At 39.0% G+C, this 19,098-nt stretch carries 17 protein-coding genes; 13 read left to right on the top strand and 4 right to left on the bottom strand.

What is annotated here, in order from left to right:
- The first annotated feature begins 234 nt into the window (after positions 1–234).
- The gene (locus BM015_RS10775) at positions 235–1,200 is read left to right on the top strand and encodes a KpsF/GutQ family sugar-phosphate isomerase (protein WP_090658175.1); all 966 of its coding nucleotides are present in this window, start codon (positions 235–237) and stop codon (positions 1,198–1,200) included.
- A gap of 15 nt (positions 1,201–1,215) precedes the next feature.
- Entirely contained in the window at positions 1,216–2,301 is a 1,086-nt protein-coding gene (locus BM015_RS10770; RefSeq protein ID WP_090658173.1) for a mannose-1-phosphate guanylyltransferase, read from the top strand.
- A 71-nt stretch (positions 2,302–2,372) separates the two neighbouring features.
- On the opposite strand, the gene nadA is transcribed toward BM015_RS10770, so the two are convergent.
- Entirely contained in the window at positions 2,373–3,383 is a 1,011-nt protein-coding gene (nadA, locus tag BM015_RS10765; RefSeq protein ID WP_090658171.1) for a quinolinate synthase NadA, read from the bottom strand.
- A 510-nt stretch (positions 3,384–3,893) separates the two neighbouring features.
- Here nadA and BM015_RS10760 point away from each other — a divergent pair.
- The 7 genes from BM015_RS10760 to chrA all read left to right on the top strand — a co-directional run bounded on the left by BM015_RS10760 (position 3,894) and on the right by chrA (position 14,125).
- Entirely contained in the window at positions 3,894–6,008 is a 2,115-nt protein-coding gene (locus BM015_RS10760) for a peptidylprolyl isomerase (RefSeq protein ID WP_090658170.1), read from the top strand.
- Between the two features lie 93 nt (positions 6,009–6,101).
- A complete protein-coding gene (locus tag BM015_RS10755; RefSeq protein ID WP_090658168.1) occupies positions 6,102–6,614 on the top strand; it encodes a DUF2480 family protein in 513 nt (170 codons plus the stop codon).
- Between the two features lie 102 nt (positions 6,615–6,716).
- Entirely contained in the window at positions 6,717–8,960 is a 2,244-nt protein-coding gene (locus BM015_RS10750; protein WP_090658165.1) for a patatin-like phospholipase family protein, read from the top strand.
- Positions 8,961–9,150: 190 nt separating this feature from the next.
- Positions 9,151–9,522 carry a PadR family transcriptional regulator gene (locus BM015_RS10745; protein WP_090658163.1) on the top strand — a complete coding sequence of 124 codons (372 nt, stop codon included), beginning with the start codon at positions 9,151–9,153 and terminating at the stop codon, positions 9,520–9,522.
- 12 nt (positions 9,523–9,534) lie between these two features.
- On the top strand, positions 9,535–11,682 hold the full coding sequence (locus BM015_RS10740) for a PspC domain-containing protein (protein ID WP_090658161.1): 2,148 nt from the start codon (positions 9,535–9,537) through the stop codon (positions 11,680–11,682).
- A 141-nt stretch (positions 11,683–11,823) separates the two neighbouring features.
- Complete coding sequence (locus tag BM015_RS10735; protein WP_090658159.1) at positions 11,824–12,771, top strand: isopenicillin N synthase family dioxygenase; 948 nt, start codon at positions 11,824–11,826, stop codon at positions 12,769–12,771.
- A gap of 85 nt (positions 12,772–12,856) precedes the next feature.
- On the top strand, positions 12,857–14,125 hold the full coding sequence (chrA, locus tag BM015_RS10730) for a chromate efflux transporter (protein ID WP_090658157.1): 1,269 nt from the start codon (positions 12,857–12,859) through the stop codon (positions 14,123–14,125).
- Here the strand turns inward: chrA and nadD are convergent.
- Both nadD and BM015_RS10720 read right to left on the bottom strand, forming a co-directional pair.
- Positions 14,116–14,685: a nicotinate (nicotinamide) nucleotide adenylyltransferase gene (gene nadD, locus BM015_RS10725; RefSeq protein WP_090658155.1), complete on the bottom strand. Its 570-nt coding sequence runs from the start codon at positions 14,683–14,685 to the stop codon at positions 14,116–14,118. The two genes, chrA and nadD, sit on opposite strands and share 10 nt — an antisense overlap.
- 17 nt (positions 14,686–14,702) lie before the next feature.
- A complete protein-coding gene (locus tag BM015_RS10720) occupies positions 14,703–14,924 on the bottom strand; it encodes a FeoA family protein (protein WP_090658152.1) in 222 nt (73 codons plus the stop codon).
- Positions 14,925–14,989: 65 nt separating this feature from the next.
- Between BM015_RS10720 and ybeY the strand changes: the two genes are divergently transcribed.
- From ybeY to BM015_RS10700, 4 genes are all read left to right on the top strand, one after another.
- Complete coding sequence (ybeY, locus tag BM015_RS10715) at positions 14,990–15,433, top strand: rRNA maturation RNase YbeY (protein ID WP_090658150.1); 444 nt, start codon at positions 14,990–14,992, stop codon at positions 15,431–15,433.
- Positions 15,417–16,082 carry a CAP domain-containing protein gene (locus tag BM015_RS10710; protein ID WP_177191881.1) on the top strand — a complete coding sequence of 222 codons (666 nt, stop codon included), beginning with the start codon at positions 15,417–15,419 and terminating at the stop codon, positions 16,080–16,082. Before ybeY ends, BM015_RS10710 begins: the two co-directional genes overlap by 17 nt.
- Positions 16,083–16,150: 68 nt before the next feature.
- Positions 16,151–18,019, top strand: a complete 1,869-nt coding sequence (mnmG, locus tag BM015_RS10705) for a tRNA uridine-5-carboxymethylaminomethyl(34) synthesis enzyme MnmG (RefSeq protein ID WP_090658144.1) — start codon at positions 16,151–16,153, stop codon at positions 18,017–18,019.
- A 68-nt stretch (positions 18,020–18,087) separates the two neighbouring features.
- Positions 18,088–18,852 carry a peptidase associated/transthyretin-like domain-containing protein gene (locus BM015_RS10700; RefSeq protein ID WP_177191880.1) on the top strand — a complete coding sequence of 255 codons (765 nt, stop codon included), beginning with the start codon at positions 18,088–18,090 and terminating at the stop codon, positions 18,850–18,852.
- Positions 18,853–18,885: 33 nt separating this feature from the next.
- On the opposite strand, the gene BM015_RS22015 is transcribed toward BM015_RS10700, so the two are convergent.
- The gene (locus tag BM015_RS22015) at positions 18,886–19,062 is read right to left on the bottom strand and encodes a DUF6728 family protein (RefSeq protein WP_317040534.1); all 177 of its coding nucleotides are present in this window, start codon (positions 19,060–19,062) and stop codon (positions 18,886–18,888) included.
- Between the last annotated feature and the right edge of the window lie 36 nt (positions 19,063–19,098).

Genomic DNA, 19,098 nt, shown 5'->3' with positions numbered 1-19,098 from the left:
GTTCACAAATTTCCGTCTCTCTTTTTTTTAAACGGGAGCTCTAATAAAACTCTTAAGGTACAAATTCCAATCGATTTGCCAAAATCTGCCCGCTCAAAAACGGGCTGCTCTGGTAGTTCTTTCAGATGGTAGAAACAAAAATAAGTTATAATAAGTTTTTGTTAATGCTTAATTCGTTAAAGTTGTTTGCGGGTATTTATATCACTATAAAACAAGAATGTACTTTTGCCGGTTATGAAAACAAGCGCACAAAGTTCTGCACTTTATACTATAGAACAGGAGGCGAATGCTATTGCCAACCTTAAAAACTTTATAGATGATTCTTTTGATAAAGCAGTGAATGCTATCCGTCATGCAAGCGGCAGGGTGGTTATTACAGGCATAGGCAAAAGCGCCATCGTTGCCCAAAAAATTGTAGCCACATTAAACTCTACCGGAACGCCTTCTTTATTCATGCACGCCGCGGATGCCATTCATGGCGACCTGGGAATGATACAGGAGAAAGATGTTGTTATCATACTGAGCAAAAGCGGCGAAAGCGATGAAATAAAAGTGCTTGTTCCCTTAATTAAGAACGCTGGTAACATTATAATTGCCATTGCCGGCAATAATGTTTCTTTTCTTGCGCAGCATGCTGATATCTTTTTAAATACAACGGTGAGTAAAGAAGCCTGTCCCAATAATCTTGCGCCCACAAGCAGCACAACGGCGCAAATGGTTATGGGCGATGCACTGGCTGTTTGCCTTATGCAGTTAAATGGTTTTGACAGTAATGATTTTGCAAAATTTCATCCGGGTGGTAATTTGGGTAAAAGGCTTTATTTAAGGGTGAATGATATTTATAAAATGAATGGAAGCCCTTCCGTTAAAGAAGATGTGTTATTTAAAGATGTGATCTTTTCCATTTCAGATGGCAGGCTTGGCGCAACGGTTGTTTTAAACGATAATAAAAAAATAACGGGCATTATAACAGACGGCGATATAAGAAGATTATTTGAAAAGACAGATGATGTAAAACATTTAAAAGCATCTGAGATTTCAAAGGCAAACCCGAAAACCATATTGAATACAGCGCTTGCTGTGGAAGCGCTTGAAAAAATGAACAGTAACAGCATTACACAATTAATAGTTGTGGATGAACAGGATTCTTATCTCGGTTTTATACATTTGCACGACCTTATTCGTGAAGGAATAATTTAATATTTTAGCCCCGCAATGAACAAACATAATTACGTAGCTATTTTAGCCGGCGGTTTAGGTACAAGGTTTTGGCCTAAAAGCCGTGCTTCTTTTCCAAAACAGTTTTTAGATATTCTTGGCACAGGCGAAACACTTATTCAATCTGCCTATAACCGGTATGCTTCTTTTATTAAACCTGAAAATATTTATATAATAACTTCAGACGAGTATGTGGATATTGTTAAAGAGCAATTACCGCAGTTAAATCCTGAAAACATATTGGCAGAACCCAGCAGGAAAAATACGGCTCCCTGTGTTGCTTATATTGCTTCCAAGCTTTTGCAGGAAGACCCCGAAGCTTCACTTATTGTTGCGCCAAGCGACCACCTGGTTATTGACGTTAATGTCTTTAAAAAACTAAGCCTGCAGGCTTTAAAGTTTGCCAAAAATAATAATGCACTTGTAACACTGGGTATAAAGCCAACCTATCCAAATACTGGGTATGGCTATATACAATACGACCTCGGTACTGTGCAGGATGAAAATGTGTATGAAGTAAAAACATTTACCGAAAAGCCGGATATTGAATTGGCTCAAACATTTTTAGCCAGCGGTGACTTTTTATGGAATGCCGGCATTTTTATATGGACAGCTAAAGATGTTTTAGCTGCGTTTGAACAGTTTCAGCCGGAGATGTATGAATTGTTTGCAACAGAAAAGGAAAATTTTAATACACCTGAAGAAAAGAATGCACTTCAGCGCATTTATCCTTTATGTGTAAGTATTTCCATTGACTATGCAATTATGGAAAAAGCCGAAAATGTATATGTTATTCCTGCAGACTTCGGCTGGAGCGACCTTGGCACCTGGAACAGCGCTTACACTAACCTTGAAAAAGATAAAAAAGGCAATGCCATAACGGGCGAGCATGTTATAGCTTTTGATGTGCAAAACACAATGATATCATCAGAAGAAAATAAATTACTGGTACTGCAGGGCCTTGAAGATTTTATAGTAGTAGATACCAAAGACGTATTGTTAATCTGCAAAAAAGAAAAAGAGCAACAGGTAAAAGAATTTTTAGCAGAAGTGAAAAAGAAAAAAGGCGACAGATATTTATAATTCTATAAGTGCAATAAATAAAAAAAGCTGGTTGATTATTGAACCAGCTTTTTTATTATGTATAAAACTTCTTATCCGCCAAGCCCTGCAGCTTTACTTATTTCCAGCATTCTTTGTATAGGTTTTAAAGCAGCAAGCCTTATCTGTTCATCCATTAAAATTTCAGGCTGTTCATATTCCATGCACAGGTATAATTTTTCAAGCGTATTCAGCTTCATGTGCGGGCAATCGTTGCAGGCGCACATATTATCAGGCGGCGCCGGTATAAAAGTTTTGCCTGGCGCATCTTTCTGCATTTGATGCAGGATGCCGGTTTCCGTAGCCACAATAAATTTATTAGCTGCATCTGTTACGGCGAATTTTAAGAGCTGCGTAGTGCTGCCTATATAATCAGCATACTGCAGTATAGCTTCTTCACATTCGGGGTGTGCAATAAGTTTTGCATCAGGATGCTGTGCTTTTAGTTTTAATATTTTTTGCTGGCTGAAAATTTCATGTACCATACAAGCTCCGTTCCACAGCACCATATCCCTTCCTGTTTTTTTAATAAGATAAGCACCGAGGTTTTTATCGGGCGCAAAAATAATAGGCTGATCAGCGGGAACACTTTCAATAATCTTTTGAGCATTGCTGCTGGTACAGATAATATCACTCATGGCTTTTATATCGGCAGTGCAATTAATATAAGAAATTACCACGTGGCCGGGATGCTGTTCTTTAAAAGCTTTAAACGCAGCTGCAGGGGCACTGTCGGCGAGAGAGCAGCCGGCCTTTAAATCCGGCAACACAACTTTTTTAGAAGGATTAAGGATTTTAGCCGTTTCTGCCATAAAATGTACGCCGGCAAATACAATCATATCGGCGCTGGTTTTAGCGGCCTGTTGGGCAAGCCCGAGGCTGTCGCCGATATAATCGGCCACATCCTGTATATCAGGTTCCTGGTAATAATGCGCCAGCACCACGGCATTCTTTTCTTTTTTCAACACTTCTATTTCATGAAAAAGATCAAGCGCCGGATTAATGTCCACATCAACAAAACCTTTCAACTCAACGTCTGCTTCATTAATGTTAATATCTGCCATAATATATTTATATTAATATTTTAATAAAAGAACCTATTACTATTACAAGTGTGAATATGGTTAAAACTTATTTATTCACACCATGCAAAGTTAAACTTAGCCAGCTTATCCATGATTATTCCACATTAATTTCACAATTGAAATGTGCATTCAGCTTATGTTTTGAATAGATTTTAACATGTGTTGATATTGCGGGTGTCAGAAACAATTAAATAAAATTCACAGTTTATAAATGTTAGAAGCAATTTTAAAAATTGTGTTGAGAATGCCTGAAAACCACCTTTCGTGAAAAAAGCCTGTTTTTATTCTCCATTTATTCAGGCCCGGAAAAATTGAAAATGAGGTTTACCCACATAAAATCAGTGAAATAAACAGGCCAATGTGTATTTACGTTTCACGGAAAAATGTTTAAGATATTTAGAAGCGTTAATAATATATAAGGAAGCCCTGTTATCCACAATTTGTTCAAAACTTCAATTCCCCTATTTTTGCCATCCTTTAAAAATCACTATGTCACTCATTCAACAAATCAGGGAAAGAGCAGCCTGGATACTTTTTGGTGCGATTGCAATATCTCTGCTCGCTTTTATTCTGCAGGATTATTTCTTTAATAAAGGCCACGCATCTGCAGGTGCCGGAACCACCATTGGTAAAATTAACGGCCAGTCGATTGAACACGAAGAGTTTGAGCATAAAGTAACATTTTATGAGCAAATGAATAACGGCCAGTATTCCCGCAGCATGTTAATTCCGCAGATATGGGATTATATGATTAATCAAACTTTGATGGACCAGGAATCAGAAAAGCTTGGTATAACTGTTACCGGCAATGAAAAATCTGATTTATTGTTTGGCAGCAACCCGCCGCAATTTATGCAGCAGTTTTTTACCGATCCTAAAACGGGCATGTATGATGTGAATACTGCAAAAAAACAAATAGGCGAATTAAAGAACCGTTCCAACGATCCTAATGTTGCAGGTTTTAACGAGGCATACATTGATCCGTTAATTATGCAAACAAAGGCACAGAAATATGAGTCGCTTATAACCGGAGCCATTTATATACCTAAATGGATGACCGAAAAAATGAATGCTGATAACAATTCAATTGCAAAGGCATCTTATGTATATGTTCCGTACAGCTCAATTGCAGACAGTGCGGTTAAGGTTTCTACTGCTGATATGGAGGCTTATATTAAAAAGCATTCTTCCCAGTTTGAACGTGATGAAGAAACACGTACTATTTCTTATGTTTCTTTCAATGCAAATCCAAGTGCTGCTGATTCTGCTGCGGTTCGTAATGAAATGGAACAGCTTAAACCTGAACTTGCATCATCCACCGATGAAAAAGCATTTTTAAGCACGAAATCATCCGGCAATAATAATTATTACAATAGTGTAATTGGCGGTAAAGAAATAAAACAATCTATAAAGGATTCATTATTCAGACTTGCACCGGGCCAGGTGTATGGGCCTTATCTTGATGGTAACAGTTATGCTATTGCCAAAATGGTTGCCAAACAGCAAATACCGGATTCGGCTACTGTTCGTCATATTCTTGTAGCCACGCATCAGCAAGATCCAAACAGCGGAACGCTTATTCGCGTAAGGGATGACAGTGCGGCTTTAAAGAGGCTTGACAGCGCTATTGCTTTGGTTAAATCAGGTGTTCCATTCGATTCAGTTGTGGTTAGATATACAGATGATCCGGGAAGTAAAGCAAATGGTGGCAGGTATGAGAATTTCCCTTCAGGCCAAATGGATGAAAACTTTAATGATTTTGCCTTTACCGGCCATGTTGGACAAACAAAAACTGTTCACACAGCTTATGGCTATCATTATGTTGAAATACTCGGCCAAAAAGGAAATGAAACCGGTTATAAAATTGCTTACTTAACAAAGCCAATTGAAACCAGTGCTGAAACGGATAATGCGGCAAACAATGCAGCCTCCCGGTTTGCAGCATCAAGCCGCACACCGCAGGCTTTTCAGGACAATGCTAAAAAAGATAAGCTGCTGGTAATGCCATCACAGGAAATAAAGGAAAATGATTTTACAATTGCAGGCCCTGGCGAAAGCAGGGAACTGGTAAGATGGATATATGAACATAAAGCCGGCGATATTTCAGAACCGGTAAATATTGGAAATAATTATGTTGTTGCTATGGTTACAGGCATCAGCAAGAAAGGGCTGGCTTCACCGGCTGCCGTACAGCAGGTTGTTGAGCCTATTGTACGTAATGAAAAGAAAGCGCAAATAATTCTTTCTCAGAAAATAAAAGGTTCTACGCTGGAAGAAATTTCAAAGAGCGCCGGCCAGGAAATTAAGACAGCAGACAGTATTAGTTTCTCTGCTTTTGTAATACCATCATTGGGCGCTGAACCAAGATTTATTGGTGCAGCATTTAATAAACAGCTTTTAAATAAAGTAAGCGCACCGATTGCAGGGCAAATGGGCGTTTTTGCAGTGAAGGGCGAAGGTGTTTCGGGTGTTTCCAACCTGGGTCAAAGCGCAGAAATGCAGCAGCAGCAAACAGAACAAATGCTCAGGCAGCAGGCTTCGCAGGCTGTAACAGCTTTGCGCAAAGCGGCAGATATAAAAGATTATCGTTCTAAATTTTATTAATAGAAACAAAAAGATTTTTGCAGAGGCTGCCCGTCGGGCGGCCTTTGTTTTTTATAGTATGGGTGTTTCGTAAATTTGCTGTAAACAAAGAATATGGAAACAGGGACGATGATTGTAAACAGGGTTGAGGCGAGCGGGCTTGTTACACTTAACCTGGAGGATTTTTATCCTAAAGAAACCATTAAGGTGTTCGATTTAAAAGATTATTTATTTCGTGGATTAATTATACGTGAAAAGGATTTCCGTGAAACATTAAAGAACACAAACTGGCAGGATTTTGAAAATATGAATGTTGCTGTTGTTTGTTCTGCGGAGGCCATTATACCGGTTTGGGCTTACATGCTTGCTGCCACTTACCTGCAGCCTGTTGCAAAAAATGTTGTTTTAGGAAATGAAGAAAAACTTATTGAAAGCATTTTGCAACAAAACATTAATGCAATTAATGCCGAAGAATACAGAGATAAAAGAGTAGTTGTAAAGGGATGCGGAGAAACGCCAATACCAGACAGCGCCTATTTAAAAATAACCACCAGATTGTTGCCTTATGTAAAAAGCATTATGTATGGAGAACCTTGCAGCACCGTTCCTGTTTATAAGAAAAGGTAAACAGCTTCTGCAATCATAAATAAGTTTTTGCATGAATTAAACCTCAATATTTTATCTTCATAATAGTAAATCCATTCTATGGCTTGTGTTTAAGTACGGCACATGAAAAAATATTTAGCAGGTTTTTTTTATTCGTTACCGGTGCAACTGTTGTTCCTGCATTTTCGGCGTTACCAGGTTTTACTATTGTTTTGGGCTATTCTTTTTGCAACAATCAGTGGACATTTTTTAAAACCATACGGAGCAGATACTTTAATGCTTGCCCCGGAATATTTGGGCAAGGTGAGTGCGCTTAGCGCTTTTTTTGTTGGGTTGGCGGTTGGCGCTTTTATTATGAGCTGGAATATCACAACCTTTATTCTGCATAGCCGGCATATAAAATTTCTTGCAACCACAGCACAGCCGTTTTTAAAATTCTGCATTAACAATGCTGTTATCCCTTTCTTTTTTTTACTGTGTTATTTGTTTTTTACAATTGATTACCAGCGAACAGAAGAACTATCGTCAACACTTGAAATTGTATCGCTTACCGGGGGTTTTTTAGGCGGATTTATTTTAGCGCTCACTATTGCGTTTGGTTATTTTTTTCGTGCTGACCGGAAAATTTACAGGAGGATGGCCACTGATTTTACATCAGCTAATGAAAAATATGAAAGGGCCTCACGCATGATCAAAAACTCAAAAATTGAGAAGGGAGAAATGCGTGTTGATTTTTTTCTAAGCGCTACACTTGGTTTACGCAAACCCCGGAATGTTAAGCATTACAGCCAGGAGTTCATCAATTCAATTTTTAAACGTCATCATGTAGAAGCGGTGAAAGCGGTTTTCATCGCCTTTATTGTATTGCTTTTAATAGGGTTGTTTGCTGAAAACCGCTACCTGCAAATACCCGCTGCAGCGAGCATCACTTTATTCTTTACCATATTAATTGCTGTGGCCGGAGCCTTGTCACTTTTTATGGGAAGCTGGAGTTTCCCGGTGGGGATCGTAATTTATTTGTTGGTGAACTGGATGTTTATAAACAGGTTAATCGATCCGCGTAATAAAGCGTATGGATTAAATTATAACACTAAAGAAAAACCCGTATACAACAGAGAGGCGCTTAATGCACTAACAACGAAAGATGCAATAACAAAAGACAGCGCAGCCTTTGTTTCAATATTAAATAACTGGAAGGCAAAACAAAAAGACAGCAGGCCTGTAATGTTTATTCTTGATGTAAGCGGCGGCGGCAACCGCAGCGCAGCTTTCACCATGAACGTATTAACAAAGCTCGATACCTTAACCAATGGCAGTTTTTTTTCTCAATGTGCATTAATAACGGGTGCTTCCGGCGGCATGATCGGCGCTGCCTATTTCAGGGAACTTTACCTGCAAAAGCAGCAGGGAAAAATTTCATCTCTTCAACAAAAACGATACATCGACAATATTTGTAAAGATCTTTTGAACCCGGTATTTACATCTCTTGTTGCACGGGATATGATTGGCCCGTTTGGTAAATTTAACTTTGACGGAAACTCTTTTATACTCGATCGCGGTTATGCATTTGAGCAAAAGCTGAATGCCAATACAAATGGTATTTTAAATAAGCGTTTGAAAAATTATCTGCAGGCAGAAAGCAGCGGCATTATTCCTACCATGATTTTTAATACAGCCATTACGAGAGATGGCCGCAAAATGATGATTGGTACTCAGCAAATGAAGTTTATGATGAAGCCATCATTCATGCAAAATAATCTTGGCATTTATGATGTGGATGGGCTGGACTATCAATCTTTTTTTGCAAATCAAAACCCCGGCAACACCCGCTTTCTTACAGTTTTAAGAATGAATGCAACATTTCCTTTTGTACTGCCAAATGTGGAAATGCCTGCAAAGCCTGAGATAGATGTAATGGATGGCGGGCTGCGGGATAATTTCGGGCATGAAACAAGCCTGCGGTTTATAAACTTTTTTAAAGACTGGCTTAAAGAAAACACATCAAAAGTTGTTTTAGTTGAAATACGCGACAGGCCGGCAGAAGATTGGTCACGGCCTTATGAAGTGAATTCAATAATCGGGTTAATAACCAAGCCGGTTTTTGTTTTGCAGAACAATTGGTTTAATGTGCAGGATTATTATGAAAAAGACCAGGTAAATTATATGCTGGATGCTTATGGCCCTAACCTTTATAAAACTTCTTTTAGTTATGAAGCCCTGCCTAATACCATTTCTGCTTCGCTGAGCTTTCATCTCACAGCGGCAGAGAAAAAGGGAATTGCCAATTCGCTTAATAACGAAGCAAATCAACGCAGTTTTTCTATTATTGATAGCCTAAGTAAGGCTACCTTGGAATCGGCAGAATAAATTTCATCAAGATATTTTGCCGCCCATCCAATTATTAAATTGTTGTAAAATTTCAAACGATTGATTTTCAATATAATATGCAATAGCTAATAATTTGCTTTAAAGATTACCTTTAAAAACTTAGTATTATGTATTGCATAGTATTGAAAATAGTTATAGATTTGTATTATCAATTAATAAAAACTCTTGTATGGATATTCAGAATACACAAAGCCAGATGAGAAAGGGTGTACTGGAGTTTTGTATTTTATCAATTATAAAGCAAGGTGAAGTTTACCCAAGTGATATTGTTGATAAAATGAAAGGAGCAAACCTGCAGATTTTGGAAGGTACACTTTATCCTTTGTTAACCAGGCTAAAAAATGCCGGTTACTTAACTTATCGCTGGGTTGAAAGCAATTCAGGCCCGCCGCGCAAATATTTTTTAATGACTGATCAGGGGTTACAGTTTTATGCTGAACTGGAACGAACATGGAAGGAGCTTGCAGAAGCGGTGCAAACGCTAACAGCTCAAAACGATGAACCTGTTTCTCCTGAACAAACACCCAACAATAACCAATAAACTAAAAGTAAAATGAAAAAGGTAATCAATATAAATTTTCAGGGCCGCGTAATTCCCATAGAGGAAACCGCCTATGAAATGCTGAAGCGGTATATCGAAAGCCTGAGGCAGTTTTTTGCAAATGAGGAAGGCCGGGATGAAATAATAAATGATATAGAAGGCAGGATTGGCGAATTATTCAGCGAGCAGTTGAAAAAAGGCCAGCCTTGTATTACGGATGCAGATGTGGATACAATAATGCACAGCATTGGCCGGCCTGAAGATTTTGAAGCCCAGGATGCTGATTTTCAAAATGGCAAAACCTCCGGAGCAGCAGAAGAAAAGACCTTTACTTCCGAAGCAGGTTCCCAAACTCACGGTTCTGTTCGCCCGGAACGGTTTTACAGGGATGAAAACAATAAGCTTATTGGTGGCGTGTGCGCAGGGCTTGCCAATTACTTCGGAATAGATAAGCTGGTAGTGCGTATTCTCTTTATCATTTTTACAATGGGTTTTGGCTTTGGATTTATTGTATATCTAATATTATGGGTAGCCATTCCGAGTTCAGCTTCTGAAAAAATAGGGTCTTACCGCAAACGCCTTTTTCGCGACCCCGATAATAAAATAATCGGTGGTGTGTGCGGCGGCCTTGCTTCCTATTTCGGCGTAAGCGTTTGGATTCCGAGGTTATTATTTATTGTACCTTTTTTATCTTTTGTTACTAACTGGAATCATTGGGGCGCTTTCAATTTTCCAAACTTCATTAATCTTTCATTTAGCCCGGGGGCAGTATTAGTATATATTATTCTCTGGCTGATTACGCCCGAAGCTGTAACTACTTCAGATAAGCTTGAAATGAAAGGTGAAAAAGTAGATTTGAACAGCATAAAGAATACCATTCAAAAAGATATGGAAGGTTTTGGCGAACGGGCCAAGGAATTTGGGAAGGAAGTAGGCGACAGGGCTGCAAAAGTTGGCAGCGAAATTGGTAAACGGGGAAAACAATTCTCTTCTGAAGCGGGTACCACAGTGCGCAAGAGTGGCAGCACCCTGGGAAATATAATCGGGATAATCATTAAGATATTCGTTTACTTCATCCTGGCCATAGTTTTAATCAGTATTGTTGGCGCTTTATTTGGTATTGGCATCGCTGTAACGGGGTTACTTCCTTTCAAACCTTATATTATCAGTGCCGGATGGCAAAGCATTCTTGTTTGGGGTACTTATATCTTCTTTATATGGGTTCCGGTAATTGGCATTATCACCTGGATTATAAGAAAGATATCTAAAACTAAGAGCAACAGCAACGTTATGAGGTTTGGTTTTTCGGCCATGTGGATTTTAGGCTGGATTTGCTTCATAGGCCTGCTTGCTTCTTTAAGAAATGATTTTTCTTATCATAACACGCCTGCAGAAAATAACATACAAATTGCAAACCCTGCAGTTAATAAGCTGGAAGTAAAATATGCCAAGAATTACAGGTATTATTTCAACAGTAGTTTCTTTCACTTTGAACCATTTGCTTCTTTAGATGAAGACACTGCATTTGTAAGAAATATTCACCTTCGTATTTTAAAATCAGGTAACGATAGTTTCCAGGTTAAAATGCTTAAGCTGGCCTATGGTTCAACCAAACAACTGGCGCAGAACAGGGCAGACAAAATCACCTTCAATATAACTCAGCAGGATTCAACTTTATTCTTTGACCGCGGTATTCCAATTACAAAGAATGAAAAATTCCGCAACCAGTCAGTATATGTAACCGTATATGTTCCGGTTGGCAAGAAAATCATTGTAACGAATGGCGTAGGTTGGGGGAATGATGTGCATATAGAACTTGGCGGTGATGTGGATGACTGGTATTGGAGAAATGATGATGAAGGCTATAACTGGGATCATGATGTAGAATATATAATGACGGCTGACGGCTTGCAGCGCACACACCCGGTAAATAATGATGATGACGATGATGATGACAATGTTGCTCCGCCACCGCCTATTGAAGCTCCCGCTGCGCCGGAAAAACCGGATTCAACAAAATATCATTATGAACCTTCCGGCGAAGCAGCAGATTCCCCGGCAAGAAAAGTGCAGGCAAGTTTAAAGGAAATAAAAAACATTAAGAAGGCAGTAAATATTAGTGATATAACGTCAGCTTTTTTTGAAAGGCTTTCTTTATAAAACTCGGTTAAGGTTGGGACTAAACGGAACCCTTGCTGATTTCAGCGGGGTTCTTTTTTAGAAGAAAATGAGTTTTTTAATTTGGAGCATACAAAAACTTCATAAGGTTTTGTACTTTGGCACTCTATCAAACCTGCTATAATGGAAACGATTCCCGTAGTTGACCTCGCTGATTTTTTAAGCGGTGATGCAGAAAAAAAACAAGCCTTTGTAAATGCACTTGGTGAAGCTTATGAAACAGTTGGTTTTGTGTCTGTGAAAAATCACGGAATTCCGGATGAACTTATTAAAAAGTTATATGATGAAGTACAACGGTTTTTTTCACTTCCCCTTCAAAAGAAAAAGGAATATGAAATTGAAGGATTGGCGGGCCAGCGTGGCTACACGAGTTTTGGAAAAGAACATGCAAAAGGAAGCGAAGCACCGGATTTAAAAGAATTTTTTCAGTTTGGGCAAACAATTGAAAATGGGAACCCTGTTATTGAAGAGTATCCTGAAAATGTTGATATAAAAGAAATACCGGCTTTTAAAACTACCTTATATACTGTTTACAGAAATTTCGAAACAAGCGGCTCGGCATTATTAAGTGCTATTGCATTGTATTTGAATTTGCCAGAAAATTATTTTGATGAATATATTCAGGAAGGTAATTCTATCCTGCGCTGCATTCATTATCCACCTATAACACAAGAGCCTGAATCTGCGATCCGTTCCGAGCAGCATGAAGACATTAATCTCATCACATTGCTCGTGGGCGCATCTGCGGATGGCTTACAAATTTTAACCAAACAGGGAGACTGGGTTGGCGTTACATCGTTACCGGAACAGATCGTTGTAAATGTGGGTGATATGCTTCAGCGTTTAACCAATAATAAATTAAAAAGCACAACACACCGTGTAGTGAATCCACCAAGGGAACTGTGGCACACGAGCAGGTTTTCTATGCCTTTCTTTTTACATCCCCGCAGTGAAATGAGCCTTGCTTGTTTAGATGAATGCATTGATGCAAACCATCCAAAAGCATACGCTGATATAACAGCCGGTGAATATCTTAATGAACGTCTGAAAGAAATAGGATTAAAAAAATAATCTCTTTGGAATAACATAATATTTAAGCTAACTGCAATCTATAATGTGTAATTTATTATAAATCAATAAATTAAACCTAATTTAATTGACGATTTACCGGCATATCAGGTTTCTTAAAGCCGTGCTTTTTCACAGCATTGGAGCTTTTGGCGGCCCTCAGGGTCATTTTGGAATGATGATAAAAAACTTTGTCAATCGCCGTCATGATATTACTGAACAGGAGCTGTTAGAGTATAATGCATTTTGCCAGATGTTGCCGGGCGCTTCATCCACCCAAACGCTTACTCTCATTGGATATAAAAGAGGAGGCATTCCTCTTGCTGCGCTTACTTTACTAATCTGGATAACGCCGGCAAGCATTCTTATGGGCGCGTTTTCTTTTTTGGTTGAGTACATGGGCAATAAAGAAGCGGTTGCAGGAACATTTAAATTTATTCAGCCAATGTCTGTTGGTTTTATTGCTTATTCAGCCTATAAAATGGCAAGGGTGGCAGTAACTAATACCATTACCGTTGTAATTTCAATTGTTGCTGCTATCATTAGCTTCTTTCTTTTTAAAACGCCCTGGTCTTTTCCGGCAATAATTATTGCTGCAGGAATAGCCACAAATTTTAGCAGTAAACGCATTCCTCAAAAGGGGACTCCGCCAAGAAAAATAAAATGGGCGAATATTCTCATTTTTTTTGCTGTTTTAGGTCTCGCCGGGTATGTGAGTGAAACTGCCCGTAAAGATAACTGGCCTAATCGCGGGCCTTATAATCTTTTTGAAAACTTTTACCGTTTTGGGAGCCTTGTATTTGGCGGTGGTGATGTATTAATACCTATGATGTATCAGCAGTATGTTACCCGCCCGGCAACAGAACGTATAGAAGAAAAGAATCCAGGGGCTCTTCGAATTGATAAAGATGATTTTTTAACTGGCTCAGGAATGGTGCGTGCAATTCCCGGGCCTGTATTTTCAGTAGGCGCTTTTATGGGCGGCTCTGCTTTAAAAGAAGGTGGAGTGAAAATGCAGTTGCTTGGCTGTGTTATTGGCTCAATTGCTCTTTTCCTGCCGAGTTTTTTATTGGTCCTATTTTTCTTCCCGGTTTGGCAAAATCTTAAAAAATACGCCGTCATTTACCGGTCGCTTGAAGGTATCAATGCCTCTGTGGTTGGGATTATGACCGGGTCAACTATTTTTTTAATGAAGGATATTTCTGTAGATATTACGGTGGGGTCTGTTGTTCCCTTTGCTAATATTATGGTTATTACCGGCACTTTCTGTTTGCTTGCTTTTACTAAAATACGCCCACAGTTTATTCCGCTTTTATGCCTTTTGATTGGATTGGCTGTAAGTTATTATCACTTGTAAAGATTTCCCTGCTCAATTAATTGCTGTACTTTTTCCGGAACAAGGTATTTTATGTTCTTGCCATCTTTTATTAAATCTCGAATTGAAGTGGCTGATATATTGAGCAAAGGAGATTTGAGTAAAGTAATATTTGCAGCCAGGGTTGTTTCAGGTATAATATAATCGGGGCGTTGATATACAATAATGTTTTTTTCTGAAAGCTCCTTATAACTTTTCCATTGGGGCAGTTGTAAAAAACTGTCTGAACCCATTATCAGGTAAAACGTGTCCTCCGAATACTGTTTTTCAAAATAGTTTAATGTATCAATTGTATAAGAAGGAATGGGCAGGTTAAATTCCGCATCAGAAACCAGGAACCTGGAATCATCTTCTGTTGCTTTTTGAACAAGCAATAACCGTTTATCAGCAGCAAGCAGCGATTGATTTTTTTTAAGAGGATTTTGCGGGGAAACAACAAACCATACCTGGGATAGCGGTAAATTATTTAAAGCGGTGCTGGCAATAATTAAATGACCTGTATGGATTGGGTTGAAAGAACCGAAGAAAAGACCAATATTCATAGGCAAAAAATAGCATCTTATAAAATTTCAACAGAAATATGCTCTGCTTCGTTTAAACGAAGGCTTAAGCTATAACCTGCAACGGCTACTGAAATAGGGTCGCCGAAGGGTGCAAATTTTTCGATGTAGATAATCTCGCCCGGCACGAGGCCCATTTCCATGAGCTTGATTGATATTTCACTCTTAGAAAAATCAATAATGCTTGCCCTTTGACCCAGGCGTAAATCAGATAACTTCATAATCGCAAAAATATTTACAAAGCTATTAGCTATATAGCTATTTAACTTTACGAAATCTGAAACAAATGAATAAAATATACCTGCACAGCGCTGACAAGATAGCTAATATCAAACATAAGTCCCTGGTAAAAGCTTTGGTTATTGCATTATTTGAGGAAGAGTGCATAGCATTGGATCAACTGAGCTATATTTTCTGTTCCGATGCTTATCTTTTACAGATAAATAAACAATTCCTGAATCATGATACGTTAACCGATGTAATAACTTTTCCTTTTTCTGAAGAGGGAGAACCCGTTTATGGAGAAGTTTATTTAAGTGTAGACAGAATAAAAGAGAATGCTAAAACCTTTGAAGTTGAATACCAAAACGAACTTTTACGAGTTATGGTTCATGGCGCATTGCACCTTTGTGGCTATACCGATAAAACAAAGCCTCAAAAAGCGCAAATGCGTGAAAAAGAAGATTATTATTTAAAACAGTTTAATGTTTCACGTGAAGCAAATTCTTAGCATTTTTCTTTTATTGATCGCCTTCTCCTGCAAAAGCCAGAAAACGTTACTATTCCGGGAGGCTGAACTTCCCAAGCCTGAAATGAATGACCAGGAAATAATACAATGGAATAAAGCGCAGCCGGGATTTAATAGATTATCCGAACCGGAAAAGAATTTTTTGTATTGGGTGAATTATAGCCGCAAAAATCCTAAAGGCTTTTTTGAAAGTGCCGTAATGCCGGTAGTTAAAACATATCCGCAATTGAAGGGAGCAAACCTTATTTCGCTTGAAAAAGATTTAAAAAGCGGGGCTTCTTTAGCACTTTTGCAGATAAATCCCGCATTAATGAAGATGTCAGAGGCCCATGCAAAAGATATTACTTCATCAAATGCTAATCCTTCTCATAATTCAACCAACGGAGAGACTTTTATTGACCGGTTTAAGAAGGTTGGCTTAAAAAATTGCGGTGGTGAAAATATAAGTTATGGAGGAGGAGAGGCTGACCCTTTATTTATGCTTGTAATGCTCTACCTGGATATAAATGTTTCTAATTTAGGGCATCGTAAGGCCTTAATGAATTCATCTTTTGTAAACACCGGTATATCCATAGCTAAATATGCTAATGGTAATACATTTCTGGTTGAGGATTTTGCCTGCGCTCAATAATACTCCTTATATACCTAAAGGCTTGTTTAAAATGTTTCACGTGAAAAACATGCGTTTATCTTTGCCAAATGTTTCCGGAATATGATGTAATAGTTGTTGGTGCAGGTCATGCAGGCTGTGAAGCTGCGGCATCTGCTGCCAATTTGGGCAGTAAAGTGCTGCTAATTACCATGAATATGCAGACAATAGCCCAAATGAGCTGTAATCCTGCCATGGGGGGCATTGCCAAAGGCCAGATTGTGCGGGAGATTGATGCTTTGGGCGGTTATAGCGGCATTGTTACAGATAAAAGCATGATTCAGTTCAGAATGCTTAATAAAAGCAAAGGCCCTGCAATGTGGAGCCCAAGAGCGCAAAGCGACAGGATGCTTTTTGCCTCAACCTGGCGAACAATGCTCGAGCAAACTGAAAATGTTGATTTCTACCAGGATACGGTTAAAGGAATTCTCGTAAAAGACAGTAGAGCGAATGGTGTGATTACCGGCTTGGGTCACCAGATACAATCTAAGACTGTTATAATTACCAGCGGGACATTTTTAAATGGCATTATTCATATAGGGGAGAAGAATTTTGGTGGTGGAAGAATATCGGAAAAAAATGCTACGGGCATTACAGAGCAGTTAGTGGAACTGGGTTTTGAAAGCGACCGGCTAAAAACGGGAACGCCGCCGAGAATTGATGGCCGTAGCCTGAAGTATAGTGCGATGGAAGTTCAACAAGGGGACGAAGAGATAACTGGGTTTTCTTTTTTGCCTGTAAACACAATAAAAGCTTCTGAACAGTTGCCTTGCCACATTACTTACACAAATAAGGAAGTTCATGAAACATTAAAGAAAGGGTTTGACAGGAGCCCGATGTTTTGTGGCCGCATAGAAGGAACCGGTCCAAGGTATTGCCCCAGCATAGAAGACAAAATAAACCGCTTCGCTGAGCGTGACCGCCACCAGATATTTGTTGAACCGGAAGGCTTTAATACGGTTGAAATATATGTAAACGGCTTTTCAACTTCTTTGCCGGAAGACACTCAATACGAAGCAATCCGCAAAATGCCCGGATTTGAGAACGCTAAAATGTTCAGGCCGGGATATGCCATAGAATATGATTATTTTCCGCCAACCCAGTTAAAACATTCTCTTGAAACAAAAATTATAGACAATCTTTTCTTTGCGGGACAAATTAATGGAACTACCGGCTATGAAGAAGCCGCCTGCCAGGGATTAATGGCCGGAATAAATGCTCATCAGAAAGTTATTGAAAGTGAACCGCTTATATTAAACCGGGATGAAGCCTACATTGGTGTTTTGATTGATGACCTTATTAGTAAAGGAACGGAAGAACCTTACCGCATGTTTACAAGCCGTGCGGAGTTCAGAACACTTTTGCGGCAGGACAATGCTGATTTACGCCTTACTGAAAAAAGCTTCCGGTTAGGGCTGGCCAGCCAGGAGAGAATGGAATTGGTATTAGCCAAACAAAAAGGTGTTGAAGAAATTAAAACTGTACTCCAATCTTATTCGTTATTGCCGGCAGAAGCAAATATTTACCTTAAAAAAATTAATTCCGCTGAAATAGAAGAGAAGCAAAAAACCATGAGGTTATTGCTGAGGCCTGACGTTACTCTTCCGGAAATGATAGAAGAAATTCCTGCATTGCGGGAAAGACTGCATTCTTTTTCAAGGGATATAATTGAACAGGCTGAAATCCAGGTAAAATATGAGCGTTACATTGAAAAGGAGCAGGAACTGGCGCAACGTATGTCAGCTATGGAAAATGCTTTGATTCCTGAAAGTTTTAATTACGATAAAGTGTCTGCACTAAGTGCAGAGGCGTTGCAAAAGTTTAAAAAAATCAGGCCCAGAACGCTCGGCCAGGCAAGCCGTATTTCTGGCGTAAATCCCAGCGATGTGCAAATACTGATGGTTTATATGGGAAGATGAAAACCTTTAACTTTTGATTGCGCGATTATTTTCATACTCATTGTAATATTACACTTCAACGTAATTAATTGAAACCGAAGCTTTTTTTTCCTTGCCTCTTTTTGCTGTTAACAATTACTGTCCGCAGCCAGGTTGTTATCAGTGGCACCGTTTCAGATTATTACAGTAAAGCGCCGCTTACAGCCGTAACAATACAAACAGTGCAGGGCAGGCATACTATCAGCGACTCTCTCGGCCATTATTCTATTTATGTGGGAAGAAATGATTCTGTTTGGTTTAGTTACCTGAATAAGCAAACGCAGAAGTACCCGTCAGACACCATAACGCATCCGCAAAATTTCGATATTGCTTTATATGTTGATGCCAAATGGTTGCCCGAAGTAAAAGTGCAAACAAGAGATTACAGGTTTGATTCCGTTACAAACAGGGAAGCTTATGTGAAGGCATTTAATTATCGTAAGCCCGGCATACGGTTTTCGCAGAGTTCGCCAAGCGCTCAATCTTATGTTCCAGGCAGCGTAACTGCAGCGCTGGATCTTGATGAAATTATCAATGCCTTTCGTTTCAGGCGAAATAAACAGATGCTGTCTTTCCAGCAAAGATTATTGCAGGATGAACAGGATAAATACATTGATCACCGCTACACAAAATATCTCGTAAAAAGGCTAACAAAGCTTGATAGCACAGAGCTGAATTCTTTTATGGATTTTTACAGGCCATCTTATGAAGAACTTCAATTAATGAATGACCTTGAACTGGGATACTACATTGAGCAGTGCTATAAAAATTATATGTTCCTGAAAAGGGGAAGGCGCACAGACTTCATAAACTAATCGCTAACCATTGATTATCAGTATTTTATAATTTTATCTGAACAAAGGAATAATAATAAACCTTACCAGCATAATTATAAGGCACACTATAAACAGCAGCAATGAAATGCGGTTCATGCCGTGCATCATCTTGATATAAGAATTGCTTGGGGCGTTCGGGTCGCGTTTTTTTATGAAAAGATATTCCTGTATTTGTCGCCAGATGCCCATACGCACAAAGTTAAGCTTCAATGTGGGTAATACAAA

Source organism: Parafilimonas terrae, assembly GCF_900115755.1.
Taxonomy (GTDB): Bacteria; Bacteroidota; Bacteroidia; order Chitinophagales; family Chitinophagaceae; genus Parafilimonas; species Parafilimonas terrae.
Note: the sequence above shows the minus strand (reverse complement) of the source record. Positions and strands in the feature narration are given on the sequence as shown.